This is a genomic window from Shewanella sp. YQ_9, from assembly GCF_043103185.1.
Taxonomy (GTDB): Bacteria; Pseudomonadota; Gammaproteobacteria; order Enterobacterales; family Shewanellaceae; genus Shewanella; species Shewanella algae.
This window is the reverse complement of record NZ_JBICJO010000027.1, coordinates 71,919-90,496: the sequence shown is the minus strand read 5'-3', so window position 1 is coordinate 90,496 and position 18,578 is coordinate 71,919. Positions and strand designations below refer to the sequence as shown.

The window sequence follows — 18,578 nt, the reverse complement described above, 5'->3', positions numbered from 1 at the left end:
CCAACAGTATTAGTCGCATTGGGTCTGTTATGAGTCAGGTAGCACCAAGCATAGAACACATTCAATATCCTTTCCCGCCAAAACCGGTTCCCTTGTCTGAACAGGAAAAAAGCGAATACAAAGCCAGGATCAAGCAACTGCTCAAGGAGCAGAATGCGGTGCTGGTTGCCCACTACTATACGGATCCTGAAATTCAGGCACTGGCCGAGGAAACCGGTGGCTGCGTTTCCGACTCGTTGGAAATGGCGCGTTTTGGTCGCGATCATCCTGCCAAGAAGCTCATCGTTGCCGGGGTTAAGTTTATGGGGGAAACCGCCAAGATCCTTAGCCCGGAAAAAACCATTCTGATGCCGACTCTGGAAGCCACCTGTTCTCTGGATGTTGGCTGTCCTATTGAGCAGTTCAGTGCCTTCTGTGATGCGCACCCGGATCACACTGTTGTGGTCTATGCCAACACGTCGGCTGCGGTCAAAGCCCGGGCCGATTGGGTGGTGACTTCCAGCATAGCGCTGGAAATCGTTGAACACCTGGATAGTGAAGGCAAAAAAATCATCTGGGGGCCAGACCGTCACTTGGGCAGCTATATTGCCAAGCAAACCGGTGCAGAAATGTTGATGTGGCAGGGCGAGTGTATCGTTCACGATGAATTCAAGGCCAGGGCCTTGCGTCAATTAAAGGCGCAGCACCCGAACGCCGCCATTCTGGTCCACCCTGAATCTCCGGCGAGTGTGGTGGAAATGGCCGATGCGGTAGGTTCAACCAGCCAGTTGATCAAAGCTGCCCAGACCATGGACAATGATACCTTTATCGTGGCCACTGACAGAGGCATCTTCTACAAGATGCAACAGGCAGCACCGGGCAAGACCCTGATTGAAGCCCCAACCGGCGGTGAAGGCGCCACTTGCCGCAGCTGTGCTCATTGCCCCTGGATGGCAATGAATGGCCTCAAGGCGATAGCCAGTGCGCTGGAAAGCCAGGACAACTGCCAGCATGAGATCTTTGTCGATGAAGCGCTGCGTCAAGGGGCTCTGGTGCCTCTGACCCGGATGCTGGATTTTGCCAAGACCCTCAACATGCAAGTCAAAGGCAACGCCTGATAAACCCACAAGAGTTTGAACCAAGTCAAAGAGCCTGCAAATGCAGGCTCTTTTTCCATTTACACTCGGTTTCATCGACTATACTTGCCGACGTATGCTAAAAATTGTATTTCATAGCAATAAATTAGTAAGTTAGCTGCTTAAAGGATGCATCAATGAAATGGCAATGGATTGAAAATCTTCCTCTGAAACACAAATTTCTCTTGGTTATCCTGCCGCCTTTTATTGCGGCAACCCTGTTTGGTATTTTGTTGTTCAGCGATCGGCTGTCGCTCGCCAATGGCCTGGAAGAAGTGCTGGATCTCAGTGAACTGGCGGTGGTTAACTCGGCGCTGGTGCATGAGCTACAAAAAGAACGCGGCATGAGCGCCGGTTATCTCGGCTCCAAGGGCAAGAGCTTTGCCGACAAACTACCGGGCCAGCGGCAACTCACAGATAATCAACTCCAACAATTCAATGATTTCTTGAATAATCATCAACTGCCCACCGATTTTGCCGCTGATTTAACCGAGGCAAGGAACAGCATTGCCCGCTTGAGAGAAATTCGCAGCCAGGTTGATAGACAAGGGATAAGCGTTGCTGAAGAAGTGGCGTTTTACACTCAGTTGAATAAATTACTGCTGTCGATTGTCGATCTCAGTGTACAGAAGGGCGGCGATCAACAAATTGCCATGCAAGCTGCAGCATTCTCGGCCTTTTTGCAGATGAAGGAACGCGCCGGTATCGAGCGAGCCGTACTGAGTTCAACCTTCGGCCAAAGTGAGTTTAAACCCGGTGTCTATCGCAAATTTATCACTCTGGTTTCCGAGCAGGACGCTTATCAGGAAAGGTTTGTGGCCTTGGCTGATGAAACCGCACTCAAGAATTTAAAGGTATTGCAAGCCCAAGCCGCAGTGGCTGAAGTGGCTCGCTTGAGGGAATTGGCCTTTGGTCAGAAAGCCGAAGATCTCCAATCTCAATCTCCCGAAACCTGGTTTACCCAATCCACAGCCCGTATCGATCTTCTGCATAAGTTTGAGCAACAGCTGTCAGACAAACTGCTGGCAGAGACTCTGAGTAAACAGCAAAGCGCAGCCAATCAGACCTGGCTTCTACTCGGGATCATGGTGATAGGTCTGATCATTGTCAGTCTGGTCTCCAGCATCATACTCAAGTATTTGCACGGCAGCTTGAGGGAGTTACATCAAGGCGTAACCCGAGCCCGGGCTCACTATGACTTAAGCGTGCGTTTGCCCCATACGGGCAAAGATGAATTTGGCGAGCTGGCCGAGTCTTTCAACAGTATGATGACCGACTTTGAACAGGTAATACTGCGCGTCCGCTCCAGCAGCAAGACCCTGCTTGGAGTGGTGCAACAGATGGAACAACACTCGACCCAGATGCAAGCCGATGTATCTGTTGGCTACAGTGAGACAGAACAAGTGGCTTCGGCGATGACAGAAATGAGCTCAACCGTACAGGAAATTGCCTCCAATGCGGTACGGGCCTCGGAAGCGTCCAATCAAGCCAGCACTGAGGCCAGGGAAGGGAGCCTGGAAGTGGGGCGCACGGCATCGGCCATCAATGAACTGGCTGAAGAGATTAGTTATGCCGCCGATGCAATATCCAAACTGGATAAAGATATTCACGGCATTGTCAGTGTACTGGAGGTCATCAGTGGCATAGCCGAGCAGACCAATCTCCTGGCTCTGAATGCCGCCATCGAAGCCGCCCGGGCCGGCGAAATGGGCCGCGGCTTTGCCGTGGTGGCCGATGAGGTGCGCAATCTGGCGCAGCGGGCACAATCTTCCACCGAAGATATTCGTAATATGACAGTAAGGCTCAAACAGGGCGCCGAAGTGGCGGTAGCCGCCATCACCAAAGGCAAGACACAGGCGGGTACCAGTGTCGATGAGGCCAATCGCGCCGGTGAGGAACTCAGACGCATAGTTGAGCACGTGGAGGTTATCGATAGCATGAATGAACAGATAGCTGCCGCGACCCATGAGCAGTCGGCCGTCTCAGAAGAGGTGAATCGCAACGCTATGAAGATCAGCGATATTTACCGCAATACTCAGGATATCGCCAATGAGCTTGGCAAACTCAATGAGCTGTTGATTAAAGACGCCAACAAGATGAGCGATGAGGTGAGTAAATTCCGCCTCAATGAACATTGATTGCAGCATTTTTCACCTGTTTTGTTCAGCAAACACGCAAACGGATATTATGGCGGATTTTTGCTTGACCGGCATTCGCCTTTTGCGTAAAGTACCGCTCCATCAAGAGGATAGAGATATCTCTTGCTGAATGTGTTGATACGCACAGTAAATAGTATTGATGCGGTGAGGTGTCCGAGTGGCTGAAGGAGCACGCCTGGAAAGTGTGTATACGGCAACGTATCGAGGGTTCGAATCCCTCCTTCACCGCCAGATTTAGACGACGGGGTTCAGTTTAGGCTGAACCCCGTTTTCGTTTGTAAAGCCCAGGGGATGATAGGGAAGTCATCTCAGACTGTTCTGTCCTTCAAGGCTAAAAACCAAGCGAACGGATGATAATGCGCGATAAAGCATTGACCCGGCCTTTGGAGTTCTCTATAGTAGCGCCCCGTTGAGACGCAATGTCCAACGTACGGTGAGGTGTCCGAGTGGCTGAAGGAGCACGCCTGGAAAGTGTGTATACGGCAACGTATCGAGGGTTCGAATCCCTCCTTCACCGCCAGATTCTGATAACGGGATCCAGTATTAACTGGGTCCCGTTTTTCATTTCCGAACCTAACCGACATCACAAACGGGCTGAAGTCATCCGTAGCGCACTTCGTTGTCATATCCATGACAAATTTCCTTTCTGAGTGAATATCCTTCAAGTAATAAATTAAATGACTCAGAATCTGCCAAGGAGACTGTAACCCGGGCGAGGACAATGGTATAAATGGAGCCGATTTGTCCCTACATGTCCAATTACAGGAAAGCTGTCATGATTTTTTCTCAGATTACCGCCGCGCCGGCCGATCCCATTCTTGGTTTAACCGAGGCTTTTAAAGCCGATCCCCGCACGGATAAAGTCAACCTGGGTGTTGGCATCTATAAGGATGAGGCTGGCCAGACCCCGGTACTCAAGTCGGTCAAGTTGGCAGAGGCCAAGTTGCTCGAAGAGGAAAAGACCAAGAGCTATCTCGGTATCGAAGGGGTTGCCCTGTATAACCAGGCGGTTCAACAACTGCTATTCGGTAAAGACAACGTCATAATCGCCGATGGCCGGGCAGTAACGGCTCAGGCGCCGGGAGGTACCGGCTCACTGCGGGTCGCTGCCGAGTTTGTCCTGAGCAACACAGACAGCAAAACCATTTGGATCAGCAACCCAACCTGGGCCAATCATAAGAACATTTTCGAAACCGCCGGGCTTGAGATCAAAGAGTACAGCTATTATCAGGCAGAAACCCATGCTCTCGACTTCGATGCCATGATGACAGATCTGCAACAGGCGAGTGAGGGTGATCTTGTGCTGCTGCACGGCTGCTGCCACAATCCGACCGGTATCGATCTGAATATCAATCAATGGCAGCAAGTTGCCAAACTGTGTGCCGAAAAGGGCTTGGTTCCCCTGTTTGACTTTGCCTATCAGGGCTTTGGCACTGGAATTGAAGAAGATGCCCAAGGGCTCAGAGCCGTTGCCGCCTTGGTGCCGGAGCTGCTGGTTGCCAACTCTTTCTCGAAAAACTTCGGGCTCTATAATGAGCGTATCGGCGCCGTGACTCTGGTGGCCAAAGACAGTGAATCTGCTGCCCGGGCTTTCAGTCAGGTTAAGCGTACCATTCGCGCCAACTACTCAAACCCGCCGGCTCATGGTGCCATGATTGTCAGCACTATTCTCAACGACGTTGAACTTAATGCCCTGTGGCAGCAAGAGCTGACTGAAATGCGCCAGCGCATAGCCAGCATGAGAACCCTGTTCGTTGAGAGCCTCAAGGCCGAAGGCGTCGATCGCGACTTCAGCTTCATCTCTCGTCAAAACGGTATGTTCAGCTTCTCGGGCCTCAACAAGGAACAAGTTGCCAGGCTTAAAGATGAGTTCGGCGTCTACATTGTCGGCTCCGGCCGTATCAGTGTTGCCGGGATGACCAAGACCAATATGCCGGTTATCTGCAAGGCGATAGCCAAGGTGCTCTAAGCCTGTTGGATTTTGCCAAACTTAAAAAGGACAGCTGCAGCTGTCCTTTTTACTTATCCGGCCACAAAAACCTGTCTTAAAAAATGCTGCTCAGGCAATGAGTTTCTTCGGCTGCAGAGCTTGCACCAGCGCGCTGACCAGGGCGTCTCTGTCGTGGCAGCCACTCTGGATTGGGTCGGCAAGCGGCGAGCGATAAATCAATCCTTCCTGCGCAGGCTGACCATGACACAGCACAGCATCAATACGCCCGGTGCCTATGAGTTGCTGACACCAATCCAGTTTGGCATTGAGACTGAGTTCGCCCGCCACAGAAGCCTCGGGCTTCAGATTATCGATAAATACCACTTTAGCGGCGCTGTTTTTAATGGCGGCGGCCAACTCGGGCAACAGCAAAGGCGGCATCAAGCTGGTGAGAAAGCTTCCCGGGCTTAAAATTATCAGTTCGGCAGCTGTCAAGGCCGCCACCGCTTCCTCTGTGGCCCGAACCATAGGTTCAAGATTCATTGCCACGGGCCGCTCTGCCATGCTGTCGACTTCCAGTTCACCAAACACCTTACTGCCGGAGACATCGAGTGCCAAAAGGTGTGTGGGTTGTTCCGACATGGGGTACAGACGGGTCTCGATTTTGAGCAGGCCGCGGATAAGATTGATAGCCTCAAGCGGCCGGACGCAGAGCTGATCCAACGCAGTCAGGATAAGATTGCCCAGGTTATGGCCGCTGAGCTCGTCCTGGCCATCAAATCTGTATTCGAACAACAAGGAGCCAACAGAAGGTTTATGGGCCAGCTGGCTGAGACAGTTGCGCAGATCGCCCCAGGCGATACAGTCATTGCTGTTTCTTAACCTGCCAGTGCTACCGCCATTGTCTGTTGTCGCCACTATGCCGGTGAGGTGGTTACCCAGAAACGCCAAGGCTGACAGGACTCTTCCCAAACCATGGCCACCGCCAATGGCAACAACTTGCCGATATTGACTGAACAACTGCGCTTGCATAGCGGATCCTTGCTGCGGTTTCAAACCCTTACATTCTACATTAGTGGGGGAAAGCTGCCAGCGGCTGATTTTGTGAAAAGAGATATCTGACATATAATGCGCGGACATTTTCCCCGTAACCTTTGGGCAACAGGCAAAAGGAAAGACTGATTGAAAACCGGAAAACTTGGCTCATTTACCCTGGCACTGGCTTTGGTGATCCTGTCGGTATTGGCACTGAGAGTGTATTTGATACCCAGCTTGAAAACCGCCGAGCAGACTTCAGCGCCACTGATAAAGAACCAATTGGGCGTCAGCTTGATCCCCGATTTCAGCAGTATCAGTGTTGTCAGCGACAAGAAACAGGCGTTTTTTGACTTCCTGCGTCCGGCGGTGCAAAAACAAAACCGGATTATCGCCGAGGAACGTAAATTCCTCGAGCAGGTGCAAAAACATCTGCAAAACCAGCATCAGCTCAATGATGCCGAGCAATATCGTATTCAACGCTTGGCGGAAAAGTATCAATATGCCATGCGCGCTATCGATAGCGACAGCATCAATAAATTGCTGCGTCGGGTCGATGTGATCCCCGAATCTATGGTACTTATCCAGGCGGCCAATGAGACCGGCTGGGGCAGCTCACGCTTTGCCCGCGAAGGACTCAATTTCTTTGGCCAATGGTGTTTCAAGAAAGGCTGCGGCTTGGTGCCGCAGTCACGCACCGAGGGTATGTCCCATGAGGTTGCGGTATTTAAATCGGTCGATGATTCCGTGGCTTCCTATATGCGCAATCTTAATTCCAATGCAGCCTATTCTCTGTTTCGCTCCATTCGCGCCGATCTCCGTAGCCAGCAAGAACCGCTGACCGCTGAAAAGCTGGTCTATGGTTTGGTCAACTACTCGGAGCGTCAGGAAGCCTACATAGACGAATTGCTCGATATGCTGCGTCACAACGAAGAATATTTGGTGGATAACCATGTCGAAAAAACTGCTGTTTAGTGCACTCTTGTTGCTGTCACCCTCTTTGATGGCGAGCCAGGTATCTTTGAACTACGCCGACTTTTACGCACGGATGAAAGTGATGAATAAGGGGAATTATCAACTCATAGATCTGGCGTTTACAGTGCCTGAAACCCAGAGCTGTCAGGTGAAAGCCGGCAGTATAAGTACAGAGACTGAGCGCTTTCCGCTGACCTTCGATGCCGGCCAACGGCTATTCATTCCCTTTGATGAAAAACTCAAGAATGCCAGGGCCTTGATTAATCTTGAGATTGCAGGTGAAGGGCAAGGCTGTGGCATTGGGATGCAGCTCAGAGTGCGTAATCCCAAGCAAGAATACAGCGGCGACGAGCTGAGAAACATCAGCAGTCAAATGAATGAAGCGCTGAAGCAGATGCAAGGCTTTCCCATGAAGTACTTCGCCAAGCCTATCTCGGGTTTGAGCATAGAGTTTAGCGGCAGTGAAAATGGTGCTTGGTTCGATGGCCGCCACCAGGCGCTGGATAAGCGCTATGAACTCAGTAACGAGGAAATCGCGTTACTTGAGACGCTGAAGTTTGACGCTACACCCAAAGTTATCAGCCCTTGGGTCGCGCCAGGCAAATGACAAACGAGTAACCGCTAAACCCGCTGTCAAACCGTTCGGGTAAGTTAGTTATGGTCAAACAAAGCAGAGCCTCGCATTGCGGGGCTTTTTTATGTCGTATGAAGCACAGGTTCAACATGAAACCGATATATCGCCTCTCCTGCAACATATAGAATAATGCGGTTAGCATTTTGAGATCGGAAGTAAAATGATTGAATTAAAGCAGGCTATCGTGACTGAGATTGGGCAATTCGTGGCAATGGAACAGTTGCAAAATACGGCCGGCTTTATCATGCCTTATCCGGCGGAAAAGCATCTGGCCGAAATGACGAAGGATACTGTCCACTATCTTTCGATTTATCAAAATGAGTTACTCGCGGGTTTTATGATTTTGGTCGAGGATAAGCCGAAGGAGATAGAGTTCAGAAGAATTGTTGTCGCCCATAAGGGTCAAGGTTTAGGTCAAAGAGCGATGCAATTGATGGAAGAGTATTGCCTTAATGAGTTAAACGCTTCACGTATCTGGCTCGATGTATTTGCTGCTAATCAGGTTGGCCGCCATATCTATCAAAAGCTGGGCTATTGTGAATTCGATACTACTGAGGTCAATGGCAAGCGTTTGCTGTTTATGCAAAAGTGGCTTTAGTTTTGATAGTGGCTTTAGTTTTGATGAAGTAAACGGCAGTAAACAGAGCATTTCCGAACAAGCACCAAGTGCTTGTTCGGAATAGGTGTATCAAGGCTGATAGATGCCAACCACTTCGATACGTTGGCTTTGATCAGCATGTTTGGCGGCACTGTCGAGATCGATATGACCGCTGTTGCTGACATCCATAAAGTCAAAGGCGGGTAAATCGGCTTCGGCAACTTCCCCGCTGGCAGGAGCATCCGGATTGCGCTCCAGTGCCATAAAGTCAAACACTGTGCGGTCAACACCCTGGGACGGCGCGGTATTTTGCATCGCAGTAAAGATGGTTTCGATACGCCCGGGGAACTGTTTGTCCCACAATTTGAGCATATTTTTGACTTCGGCGCGCTTGAGGTTTTCCTGGGAGCCGCAAAGGTTACAAGGAATGATAGGGAAGGCTTTCAGTTTGGCGTATTCGGCAATGTCTTTTTCTCGGCAATAAGCGAGGGGACGGATCACCATATTGGCACCATCATCCGATAGCAACTTGGGTGGCATGGCCTTCATCTTGCCACCATAGAACATGTTGAGGAACAGGGTTTCTATGATGTCGTCTCTGTGATGGCCCAGCGCTATCTTGGTGGCTCCTATTCGCTGGGCAAACCCATAAAGGGTACCGCGGCGCAGCCTGGAACAAAGCGAGCAGGTGGTCTTGCCTTCGGGGATCTTATCTTTGACTATCGAATAAGTGTCTTTTTCTAGAATATGGTAGGCCACGCCTAAACTATCCAGATAGGCCGGCAGCACTTCTTCCGGGAAGCCGGGCTGTTTCTGATCCAGATTGACGGCGACAATTTCAAACTGCACAGGTGCACGCTGCTGCAGGTTCAACAAAATGTCCAGCATGGCATAGCTGTCTTTGCCGCCGGAGAGGCAGCACATCACGCGATCGCCTTCTTCAATCATGTTGTAATCAGCAATGGCACTGCCGACTTCGCGGCGTAAACGCTTTTGCAGTTTGTTGAGACGAGTGATTTGTTTCTTATCCAGCTCTTGCATAACTTCAGACATAAAAAAATAAGCGCCCAGTAACACTATGGTTCAGGGCGCGTATTATTCCAGCTAAAGTCGGTCGGGTAAAGGGGCGACTCAGGCCAGAGGCGACTTATAACCGTCGGGTTTTACCGCCAGCAGATCGCAGTTGACCGAATCTATCACATGTTCTGCCGTGTTGCCGATAAGCGCGGCAGAGAAACCGGTACGACCCACAGTACCGAGAACGACCAGCTCGGCGTCCAGTTGCTCCGCCAGCTCAGGGATAACATCCTCAGGTAAACCTTCTTTCACGTGGCAGTGGGCGGTATCGACCCCGTAACTGTTGGCCAGATAATTGACCCGCTGCTCATGCTGCATACGAATGGTTTCGTTGTAGGTGTGGGCATCAAAGTCCGGCAGTTCAATCGCCAGGTTGACCGGAGTTCCGGGATAACCGTTGACAAGGTGTACCTCGGCATCGAACTTGGCCGCCAATTCCTGGGCATGTTCAATGATCTTGCCGTTCAGGGATTGATGCTCCTCATCTTCAGAGGCAACGTTGACAGCGCAGAGAATTTTGCCTTTCACCGGCCAGTCATGCTGTTTTACCAGCAATACAGGCACTGGAGCCTTACGCAACAAGTGCCAGTCGGTGGGGGTGAAAATAACGGCCTTGAGTTTGTCGTGCTCATGGGTGCCTTTGACTATCAGGTCGTACTCTCCCTGAATGGCAAAGTTGATGATGCTCTCGAAGGGGCGGTTATGCCACAGTACTTCGCTGTCCATCTCGAGTCCGGCTTGCTGATGCGGCTTGAGCAGATCGGCAATCCAGGCTTTGCGTTGATTGATAACCCCCTGACGCATGGCCTCACGTTCCTGATTGGAAAGAATAGAGGTCATTTCATAGGAGAAATCAAAGATGGACAGAAAGACAGTGATCTTGGCCTTGCTGCGAGTGGCGAGTTCCACCGCGCGGGCAAGGGCAGGCTGTTTTTCCGATGTAGGGTCGACTACGACCAATAGCTTTTGATAATCCCTCATGGCTTTTTCCTTATTCCGCAGGATATACCTATATCATGCGATATTGGCTGTGATTTGTATTGCTTGAGATCAATATATTGAATCGCTTGCTATCTTGCTATCCGGGCGGCTCCTGCCAGCCTGTCGAGCTCTTCAAGATCCAGTATAGTGATATATTTTCCTTTTACTTCAATCAGTCCGGCCTTTTGGAACCGTCCCAGCAAACGGCTGATAGTTTCCACCGTCAGGCCAAGATAGTTGCCTATATCACCACGGGTCATGGTGAGGCGAAATTCCCTGGGGGAGAAGCCGCGGCTACCGAATCGGGCTGCTAGGTTACTGATGAAGGCCGCCAGGCGCTCTTCGGCATTCTTTTTGCTGAGCAGCAGGATCATCCCTTGGTCACTCATGATTTCATTACTCATCAGGCGCATGATCTGCTGCCTGAGTTTGGGCATGGTGCCGGAGAGTTCATCCAAAGTATTAAAGGGAATTTCACACACCATAGAGGTTTCCAGGGCCTGGGCAAAACTCTGGTGTGATTGGGCATGGATACCGTCAAAGCCTATGACATCACCAGCCAGGTGGAAACCGGTGATCTGCTCATCGCCCTGTTCTGTGATGGTATAGCTTTTAATCGTTCCGGAGCGGATAGCATACAGAGATTTCAACGGATCTCCGGACTTGAACAACTGTTCACCCTTCTGAATGGGTTTCTTGCGCTCGATAATATTGTCAAGCTGATCCAACTCATTGGTGTTGAGCGTAAAGGGAATACATAAGGTCCCCATGCTGCAATCATGACAATGAATGGTACAGCCCCCGGCAGCAGGGCGACGATGCTTGTTATTGTCTATTGTCATAGTCTTTCTCAAGTAAAGCGACTCTTCCCATGTTAAACCAATTCACCGACCCCGGCTAGTCAAGCTGAGCCAGGGCGATATAGAGTGTTTGGATCCCGAAGCCAACCAGGAGTAAACCGGCAATCAAGCGTACGGCGCGCTTTTGAGCCCAGTCGGCCAGCGCCTTGGCGGCCACTCCGGCGCTGAGCAAGGCAGGTAATGTTCCCAAACCGAAACAAAGCATGATTAGCGCGCCCTGGCCGGCACTGCCGCTGGCCACTGCCCAGGTGAGAGTGCTGTATACCAGGCCACAGGGCAGCCAGCCCCAAACCATGCCGGCCACCAAAGCTTGCCCGGGATGAGTTACAGGTAACACTTTTTGGGACAATGGCTTAAGTAAACGCCACAATCCTTGACCAAGACGCTCAATCTGCACCAAACCGGCCCAGATGCGGGCAATGTAGAGGCCCATGGCGATCATCATCACACCGGCAATGAGCCTGAGCACCAAGAGGTAGATATCGATATCAAACAGCATGCCAAGCCCGGCGGCAGAACCGCCCACTAAAGCGCCGGCCAGGCTGTAACTGAGAATACGACCAAGGTTATAGGGAAGCAGAAACGAGAGTTGTTGCGCCAACGGATTCTGGCCTCGATGGGCAGCGGGAAGCTGGCTGGAAAAGGCGCCCACCAAACCGCCGCACATACCAAAGCAGTGTCCGGCTCCCATCAGGCCCACCAAAAAGGCGCCGGTGAGGTTATATTCCATTGCCTCTATCCTGAGGCGCTTGAGTGACTTCAGCTTCAGCCGTTTGAGATTGCTCCTGTTGCGCCTTGTTGTCCAAAGGTTCCTCATCAAACAGAATCGACACACTGTGGCGCTCGAGATCGTCAAATTGATCCGATTTTACCGCCCAGAAGAAGACACCAACAGCAATCAGCACAAACAGCATGGCGATGGGGATTAGTACGTAGATAATACTCATAAGCGAACCCTGAGAAGTCTGAGGCTGTTGCTGACAACGATCAGCGAACTGGCCGACATGCCGATGGCGGCGATATATGGTGCGACATGGCCTGTAACGGCCAGAGGCAGTATAAGAAGGTTATATCCCAAAGCCCAGGCAAGATTTTGGCGAATGATACGATTGGCTTTACGGGCAACCGCTATGGCTTGAGTAAAACGCCATAGATGATCGCCAAGCAAAATCAGATCGGCGCTGTTTTTCGCCAGCGCAGTGCCACTGCCCATGGCGATAGAGAGATCGGCGCCGGCAAGCACAGGGGCATCATTGATGCCGTCGCCGAACATGGCCACCTTATGTTGCTGTTGCAAACGGCGTACATAATCGAGTTTATCTGCCGGGCTCATGTCTGCGTGCACTTCCGCTATGCCCACTTGCCGAGCCAGGGATTCCACATGGGGCCGGGTATCGCCGCTGGCAATCGCCAGACGGATATTGTTTGCCTTGAGAGCCTCGACCGTATCCTTGGCGTCTTCCCTCAGCCTGTCCTGCAAAACAAAACTGGCCACCAAGCCTTGCTCATCGGCAAGGAACACTTGCTGCTGTTCACTGGCGGCGAGCTCGATTCCAACAAACTCGGCGTTGCCTATCTTAAAGTCGCAACCGTTGATCTTGCCGCTGATGCCGCGAGCCACCTGATGATGCACCTCGTTGGCTTCAAGAGCGCCGGCATAAGGGCTAAAGGCCAGGGCTATCGGGTGCAGTGAACCGGCTTCAAGCGCTGCCGCCACTTGTTGCACCTGCAACTCGCTATACTCAGCCTCACGGCCTTTGGTGATGCGGGTTTCCAGCAAGGTCAGATTGCCGCAGGTGAGGGTACCTGTCTTGTCAAAGACCACGGCATCAATTTGCGGCAACTTTTCAAACACTCCTGCTTTACGGGTAATCACCCCCAGGCGGGTGAACAGCGCAGTGGCGCAGGTCACAGCCGTCGGGGTTGCCAAGGCCAGCGCACAGGGGCAGGTAGCCACCAATACAGATAGAGTGACCCAGAAGGCGTCTTCGGGCGAGAACTGGTGCCATACCAGATAAGTGATGGCTGCGATGCTGAGTATGGTGCCGGAGAAATAGCGCGACAGCTTGTCGGCCGTCATGGCGACGGCTGGCTTATTATTGGAGGCCAGTTCCTGCAAACGGATGATCTCTGCCACCAGTTGGTCCTGGCCTATGGCGTTCACCCGTACTTTAAGCGGTTGATCCTGGTTGATGGTACCGGCATAAACCTGAGCTCCCGGTAGTTTGCTTTGTGGCATCTGCTCACCGGTGAGCATGGCCTCGTTGACGGCGGAATGGCCTTGCTCTACCAAGCCGTCGGCGGGGATCACTTCCCCAGGGCGAACCAGTACCAGATCGCCTATTTGCAAGCGCTTGGCGGGGATCTCTTCGCTGCTGCCATCATCCCCGATACGCTTGGCGGTCAAGGGCACCAACTTATGCAGGTTACTCGAACTGACCGAGGCTTTCTGCCGCGCTGCCTGCTCAAAATAGCGCCCAAGCAGCAGGAAGAAGGTGAACATGGACACAGACTCGAAATAGACTTCGCCAGTGCCTTGCACTGTCGCGATACAGCTGGCGATATAGGCGCCGCAGATGGCAATGGAGACAGACACGTCCATATTGAGCCTGCCTGCGAGCAGGGCCCGCAGGGCACTGAAATAGAAAGGCTGCGCTGAGTAGAACACCACAGGTGCGGCAAACATCATGCTCACCCAGCGGAAATAGTCGCGATATTCCACCTCAAGCCCGGTAAAGTAACCGGCGTACAGCGCCAGGGCGAACATCATTACCTGCATGGTGGCAAAGCCCGCCAAGCCAAGCCTCAACAGAAACTTACGGCTGTTCTTTTTACTCTGAACTTCCTGATCATCCAGCTGGTAAGGTGCTGCCTGATAGCCGATGCGGCCGATTTGATTGAGTATTTCAGACAGTTTGATGTCGGCCGGGCGCCAGCTGATGAGGGCTCTTTGAGTGGTAGAGTTGACCTGCACTGAGACTATGCCGGGCAACTGCTTGACTTTGTGCTCGATGAGCCAGGCGCAGGCGGCACAGGTAATGCCGTCAATCGATAGCGAGACAGAGGTTTGATTACCCTGATCGTGCACAAAGTCCTGTTGCACTTCGGGAAGGTCGTAGGCACTGAAGGTTTTGAGCTCATCCGGCACCAGGGCGTTTTGCCTGCTGCCGGGTTCGGAGCGAAATTTATAGTAATTGGTCAGCCCGGCATCCATGATGGCCTGAGCCACCGCCTGACATCCAAGGCAACACATGGGCTGAGCCTGACCATCAATCACTGTACTGAACTGCATGCCCGTGGTGACAGGCTCCCCACAATGAAAACAGACTGTATGTGTCATGACAGCACTCAATTGAGCCAGTAGGTTTTATCCGCTTCTATCTGCAGTCTTTGCTGCAAACGCCATTTACGGTCAAATCCTTCGACTCGTACAACCCAGGCGCCATCTAGCGACTCATTGGGAATATAGCGATACACCTTGGAGGCATCGGCAGTCAGCATTTGGGTAAAATCCTTTTCTGCCAGAGTAGGGTGGTAAAACTCCAGGTTCAGTGCCGCCAGATACTCTGGGCCGCCGTGCTGGGTTATCAGGAGTTCGCCATTGTGCCATTCAAGGGAAAACTGCATTCCCAATTGACGGGCATATTGAATTTTATGGATGTCCTGGTTAATTGCCTTGCCGTTTTTGTAGTAGTCATCGGCAACCAGGGAGTCTGAGTTGGTGAGGGCAATACGCAGAGTGGCAAAACTGGCTATAACGGCACACATGGGCAAAACGATAAGAAACCAAGGCCAGAACTGCTTATACCAGGCTTGTGGAGCGCTCATACTGTTTACCTACTATTCTATTTGGGCGGCTATTCTATCGCGAAAGCGGTTTTTTAAAAACAAAGGCCCCGAAATTATCGAGGCCTTTGAAAAGTCAAACGAACTTACTTCTCAGCCTGATGTGACAAGCTATATACGTAAGCTGCAATAACGTGAACTTTCTCTTCACCGAGAACGTCTTTCCACGCCGGCATAACGCCACTGCGGCCGTTCTTGATGGATTCCATGATCACGCCACGGCTGCCGCCGTAAAGCCAGACATTGTCGGTCAGGTTAGGGGCGCCCATCAGCTTGTTACCTTTGGCATCCATACCGTGACAGGCAAAACAGCCCTTCATAAATGAACCTTGGCCCTTGGCGGCCAACGCGGCATCATGTTCACGACCGGACAGGCTCACTACGTATTCAGCCAGACCAGCAATTTCGCTGTCATCGATAGGCAGACCACCTTTAGGCGGCATCATACCGTGACGACCGTTCATTATGGTGGTCTTGATAGTTTCCAGCTCGCCGCCGTACAACCAGTCACCGTCGGTCAGGTTGGGGAAGCCTTTGCCACCGCGACCAGCTGAGCCGTGACACTGGGCACAGTTCTGCAGGAACAGACGGCCACCGACTTTCAGGGCTTCTTCGTTCTTGACCAGCTCGGCCAGTGGCGTTGCTTTGTAAGCTTCGAAGATAGGGCCGTACTTTTCATCGGCCAGCTTCACTTCCTGATCGTACTGAACCCAACGGCCTTCTTCCGTTGCGTCAGCAATCGCCTTGGCGGAGTCGGCCTTGATGCCTTTTTCGGTGCCTATGCTCTGGTTGGAACTGCTCCAGCCAAGCAGGCCTTTGTAGTTACCCAGGCCAGGGTAGAGCACCAGGTAGAGCAGACCAAAGACGATGGTGATATAAAAGAGATAGCTCCACCACTTAGGCAGTGGGTTATTGATCTCCTGAATACCATCATAGCTGTGGTCCATCAGGTCGCCTTCTTTAATCTCCGGCGTGGTGTTTTTGGAGCAGAGCCGTAGCAGAATAAAACATCCTGCGATCACCAGTAAGCTGAGTACGGTGATCCAGATACTCCAGAAGTTACTCATTAACATTATTTGTGTTCTCCTGAGTCCTTCGCATTCTGGTGTTGTTCCTCATCGGAAAACACCAGATTAGCTGCTTCGTCGAATTGCTTTTGACGACGCGAGCTATATGCCCAAGCAAATATCCCGACAAAAACCAGGATCAAAACCAGCGTAATAATCCCTTGCATTGTGCCGTAGTCCATATTTGCCTCCTTATTTCAGTGCGTGTCCCAGCGACTGCAGATAGGCTATCAGCGCCTGCAGTTCTGTCTTGCCTTCAACGGCTTTTTGGGCGCCTTCGATATCTTTATCTTCGTATGGCACACCAAAACCACGCATCACTTCCATTTTCTTGGCTGTGTATTCACCTGTAAGGGTGTTTTCAGCAAGCCAAGGGAAGGCAGGCATGTTGGACTGAGGAACAACGGCACGGGGATCGATCAGGTGAACTTCATGCCATTTGTCACTGTAACGACCACCCACACGGGCCAAGTCGGGACCAGTACGCTTGGAACCCCACAGGAAGGGGTGATCCCAAACCGACTCACCGGCAACCGAGTAGTGACCGTAACGTTCGGTTTCGGCACGCAGCGGACGGATCATCTGGCTGTGACAGTTGTTACATCCTTCACGGATATAGATATCACGGCCTTCCAGCTGCAGGGCTGTGTAAGGCTTGAGACCGGCAACCGGCTCAGTGGTATCTTTTTGGAAGATAAGCGGCGTGATCTGCACCAGGCCACCAATACTGATGGCAATCACTGTGAAGATACCCAACAGGCCGACGTTCTTCTCAACTATTTCATGATTGAATTTCATCGTTACTGCTCCTTATGCGGCTTTGGCTTCTGCGATGGCAGGCAGAGAGTCTTTAGGGGCATAAACAGTGCGCAGCACGTTGTAAGCCATGATCAGCATACCCGTTACGAAGAAACAACCACCCAGGAAGCGGACGAAGTAGAACGGATAAGAGGCTTCCAGACTTTCAACAAAGCTGTAAGTCAGGGTGCCGTCTGCGTTCACTGCGCGCCACATCAGACCTTGCATTACACCGGAGATCCACATGGCAACGATATAAAGTACGGTACCGATAGTCGCCAGCCAGAAGTGCAGGTTCACCAGCTTGGTGGAGTACATGCGGCCATGACCAAACAGCACTGGGATCAGGTGGTACAGAGAACCGATAGACACCATGGCAACCCAGCCAAGTGCACCAGAGTGAACGTGACCAATGGTCCAGTCGGTGTAGTGAGACAGAGCGTTTACTGTCTTGATGGCCATCATAGGACCTTCGAAGGTAGACATACCGTAGAAGGACAGAGATACCACCAGGAAGCGCAGAACCGGATCGGTACGCAGTTTATGCCAGGCACCGGACAGGGTCATGATACCGTTGATCATACCGCCCCATGAAGGAGCGAACAGGATCAGTGACATCACCATACCCAGAGACTGAGTCCAGTCGGGCAGGGCAGTGTAATGCAGATGGTGAGGACCGGCCCAGATATACAGGGCAATCAGAGCCCAGAAGTGGACGATCGACAGACGATAAGAGTAAACAGGACGCCCGGCTTGCTTGGGAACGAAGTAATACATCATTCCGAGGAAACCGGCAGTCAGCAGGAAGCCTACCGCGTTATGACCGTACCACCATTGCACCATGGCATCGACAGCACCGCTATACAGTGAATAAGACTTCCACAGGCTGACAGGAACAGCCATGGAGTTCACTATGTGCAGTACGGCGACTGTGATAATGAAGGCGCCAAAGAACCAGTTGGCCACATAGATGTGGGAAGTGGTTCGTTTGATAATGGTACCGAAGAACACGGTCGCATAAGCGATCCAGACTACGGCGATGGCGATATCAATAGGCCATTCCAGTTCGGCGTATTCTTTACTGCTGGTGATACCCAGCGGCAAAGTGATTACGGCCGAGAGAATGATGGCTTGCCATCCCCAGAAGGTGAATGCAGCCAGTTTAGGTGCAAACAGACGGGTCTGACAGGTGCGTTGAACGACATAATAGGATGTGGCGAAAAGGGCTGATGTGCCGAACGCAAAGATCACAGCATTGGTATGTAACGGTCTTAAACGACTGAAAGTTAACCAAGGAGTCTCAAAGTTCAGCTGTGGCCAGATTAACTGAGCCGCGATAAGTACACCTAATGACATACCAATAATGCCCCACAAAACTGTGGTTAAGGCAAATTGGCGGACAACGGTGTAATTGTAATCAGCGCCTGTTGGCTGGGAATGGTTCATCATATTGCTTCCACTGCTTATTACTTTTACTTGTTGTTCAGTAAAGGACTGGCCTTT

General features: G+C 51.7%; 18 protein-coding genes and 2 tRNA genes. 8 read left to right on the top strand and 12 right to left on the bottom strand.

Annotated features, from left to right (window positions below):
- Window positions 1-29 precede the first annotated feature (29 nt).
- From nadA to ACF8D4_RS08730, 5 genes are all read left to right on the top strand, one after another.
- The gene (gene nadA, locus ACF8D4_RS08750; protein ID WP_107004816.1) at window positions 30-1,097 is read left to right on the top strand and encodes a quinolinate synthase NadA; all 1,068 of its coding nucleotides are present in this window, start codon (window positions 30-32) and stop codon (window positions 1,095-1,097) included.
- Between the two features lie 155 nt (window positions 1,098-1,252).
- Complete coding sequence (locus ACF8D4_RS08745) at window positions 1,253-3,253, top strand: methyl-accepting chemotaxis protein (RefSeq protein WP_208129457.1); 2,001 nt, start codon at window positions 1,253-1,255, stop codon at window positions 3,251-3,253.
- A gap of 164 nt (window positions 3,254-3,417) precedes the next feature.
- Window positions 3,418-3,505, top strand: a tRNA-Ser gene (locus tag ACF8D4_RS08740).
- 201 nt (window positions 3,506-3,706) lie between these two features.
- Window positions 3,707-3,794: transfer RNA gene (locus tag ACF8D4_RS08735), tRNA-Ser, on the top strand.
- A gap of 255 nt (window positions 3,795-4,049) precedes the next feature.
- Window positions 4,050-5,243 carry an amino acid aminotransferase gene (locus tag ACF8D4_RS08730; protein WP_144167286.1) on the top strand — a complete coding sequence of 398 codons (1,194 nt, stop codon included), beginning with the start codon at window positions 4,050-4,052 and terminating at the stop codon, window positions 5,241-5,243.
- A gap of 90 nt (window positions 5,244-5,333) precedes the next feature.
- On the opposite strand, the gene yvcK is transcribed toward ACF8D4_RS08730, so the two are convergent.
- Window positions 5,334-6,236 carry a uridine diphosphate-N-acetylglucosamine-binding protein YvcK gene (gene yvcK / locus ACF8D4_RS08725; RefSeq protein ID WP_071238158.1) on the bottom strand — a complete coding sequence of 301 codons (903 nt, stop codon included), beginning with the start codon at window positions 6,234-6,236 and terminating at the stop codon, window positions 5,334-5,336.
- A gap of 150 nt (window positions 6,237-6,386) precedes the next feature.
- Between yvcK and ACF8D4_RS08720 the strand changes: the two genes are divergently transcribed.
- The 3 genes from ACF8D4_RS08720 to ACF8D4_RS08710 all read left to right on the top strand — a co-directional run bounded on the left by ACF8D4_RS08720 (window position 6,387) and on the right by ACF8D4_RS08710 (window position 8,446).
- On the top strand, window positions 6,387-7,214 hold the full coding sequence (locus ACF8D4_RS08720) for a glucosaminidase domain-containing protein (protein WP_025887408.1): 828 nt from the start codon (window positions 6,387-6,389) through the stop codon (window positions 7,212-7,214).
- Entirely contained in the window at window positions 7,192-7,821 is a 630-nt protein-coding gene (locus ACF8D4_RS08715; protein ID WP_028779901.1) for a DUF2987 domain-containing protein, read from the top strand. Before ACF8D4_RS08720 ends, ACF8D4_RS08715 begins: the two co-directional genes overlap by 23 nt.
- A gap of 187 nt (window positions 7,822-8,008) precedes the next feature.
- Entirely contained in the window at window positions 8,009-8,446 is a 438-nt protein-coding gene (locus ACF8D4_RS08710; protein WP_186265645.1) for an N-acetyltransferase, read from the top strand.
- Between the two features lie 90 nt (window positions 8,447-8,536).
- On the opposite strand, the gene ttcA is transcribed toward ACF8D4_RS08710, so the two are convergent.
- The 11 genes from ttcA to ccoN all read right to left on the bottom strand — a co-directional run bounded on the left by ttcA (window position 8,537) and on the right by ccoN (window position 18,524).
- Window positions 8,537-9,499, bottom strand: coding sequence for a tRNA 2-thiocytidine(32) synthetase TtcA (ttcA, locus tag ACF8D4_RS08705; RefSeq protein ID WP_045282778.1), 963 nt, complete (start codon window positions 9,497-9,499; stop codon window positions 8,537-8,539).
- 78 nt (window positions 9,500-9,577) lie between these two features.
- Window positions 9,578-10,504, bottom strand: a complete 927-nt coding sequence (gene uspE / locus ACF8D4_RS08700) for a universal stress protein UspE (protein WP_025010390.1) — start codon at window positions 10,502-10,504, stop codon at window positions 9,578-9,580.
- An 89-nt stretch (window positions 10,505-10,593) separates the two neighbouring features.
- Complete coding sequence (gene etrA, locus ACF8D4_RS08695) at window positions 10,594-11,346, bottom strand: electron transport transcriptional regulator EtrA (protein ID WP_025010389.1); 753 nt, start codon at window positions 11,344-11,346, stop codon at window positions 10,594-10,596.
- A gap of 55 nt (window positions 11,347-11,401) precedes the next feature.
- Entirely contained in the window at window positions 11,402-12,094 is a 693-nt protein-coding gene (locus ACF8D4_RS08690; RefSeq protein WP_044734484.1) for a sulfite exporter TauE/SafE family protein, read from the bottom strand.
- On the bottom strand, window positions 12,084-12,311 hold the full coding sequence (gene ccoS, locus ACF8D4_RS08685) for a cbb3-type cytochrome oxidase assembly protein CcoS (protein ID WP_044734483.1): 228 nt from the start codon (window positions 12,309-12,311) through the stop codon (window positions 12,084-12,086). The genes ACF8D4_RS08690 and ccoS overlap by 11 nt, the downstream gene beginning before the upstream one ends.
- Complete coding sequence (locus tag ACF8D4_RS08680) at window positions 12,308-14,704, bottom strand: heavy metal translocating P-type ATPase (protein ID WP_392464567.1); 2,397 nt, start codon at window positions 14,702-14,704, stop codon at window positions 12,308-12,310. The genes ccoS and ACF8D4_RS08680 overlap by 4 nt, the downstream gene beginning before the upstream one ends.
- Window positions 14,705-14,712: 8 nt before the next feature.
- The gene (locus tag ACF8D4_RS08675; protein ID WP_025010384.1) at window positions 14,713-15,192 is read right to left on the bottom strand and encodes a FixH family protein; all 480 of its coding nucleotides are present in this window, start codon (window positions 15,190-15,192) and stop codon (window positions 14,713-14,715) included.
- Between the two features lie 104 nt (window positions 15,193-15,296).
- Entirely contained in the window at window positions 15,297-16,277 is a 981-nt protein-coding gene (ccoP, locus tag ACF8D4_RS08670) for a cytochrome-c oxidase, cbb3-type subunit III (protein ID WP_025890018.1), read from the bottom strand.
- A 5-nt stretch (window positions 16,278-16,282) separates the two neighbouring features.
- Entirely contained in the window at window positions 16,283-16,459 is a 177-nt protein-coding gene (locus tag ACF8D4_RS08665) for a CcoQ/FixQ family Cbb3-type cytochrome c oxidase assembly chaperone (RefSeq protein WP_025010383.1), read from the bottom strand.
- Between the two features lie 10 nt (window positions 16,460-16,469).
- Window positions 16,470-17,075, bottom strand: a complete 606-nt coding sequence (gene ccoO / locus ACF8D4_RS08660) for a cytochrome-c oxidase, cbb3-type subunit II (protein WP_025010382.1) — start codon at window positions 17,073-17,075, stop codon at window positions 16,470-16,472.
- Window positions 17,076-17,087: 12 nt separating this feature from the next.
- Entirely contained in the window at window positions 17,088-18,524 is a 1,437-nt protein-coding gene (gene ccoN / locus ACF8D4_RS08655; protein ID WP_028779894.1) for a cytochrome-c oxidase, cbb3-type subunit I, read from the bottom strand.
- Window positions 18,525-18,578 lie beyond the last annotated feature (54 nt).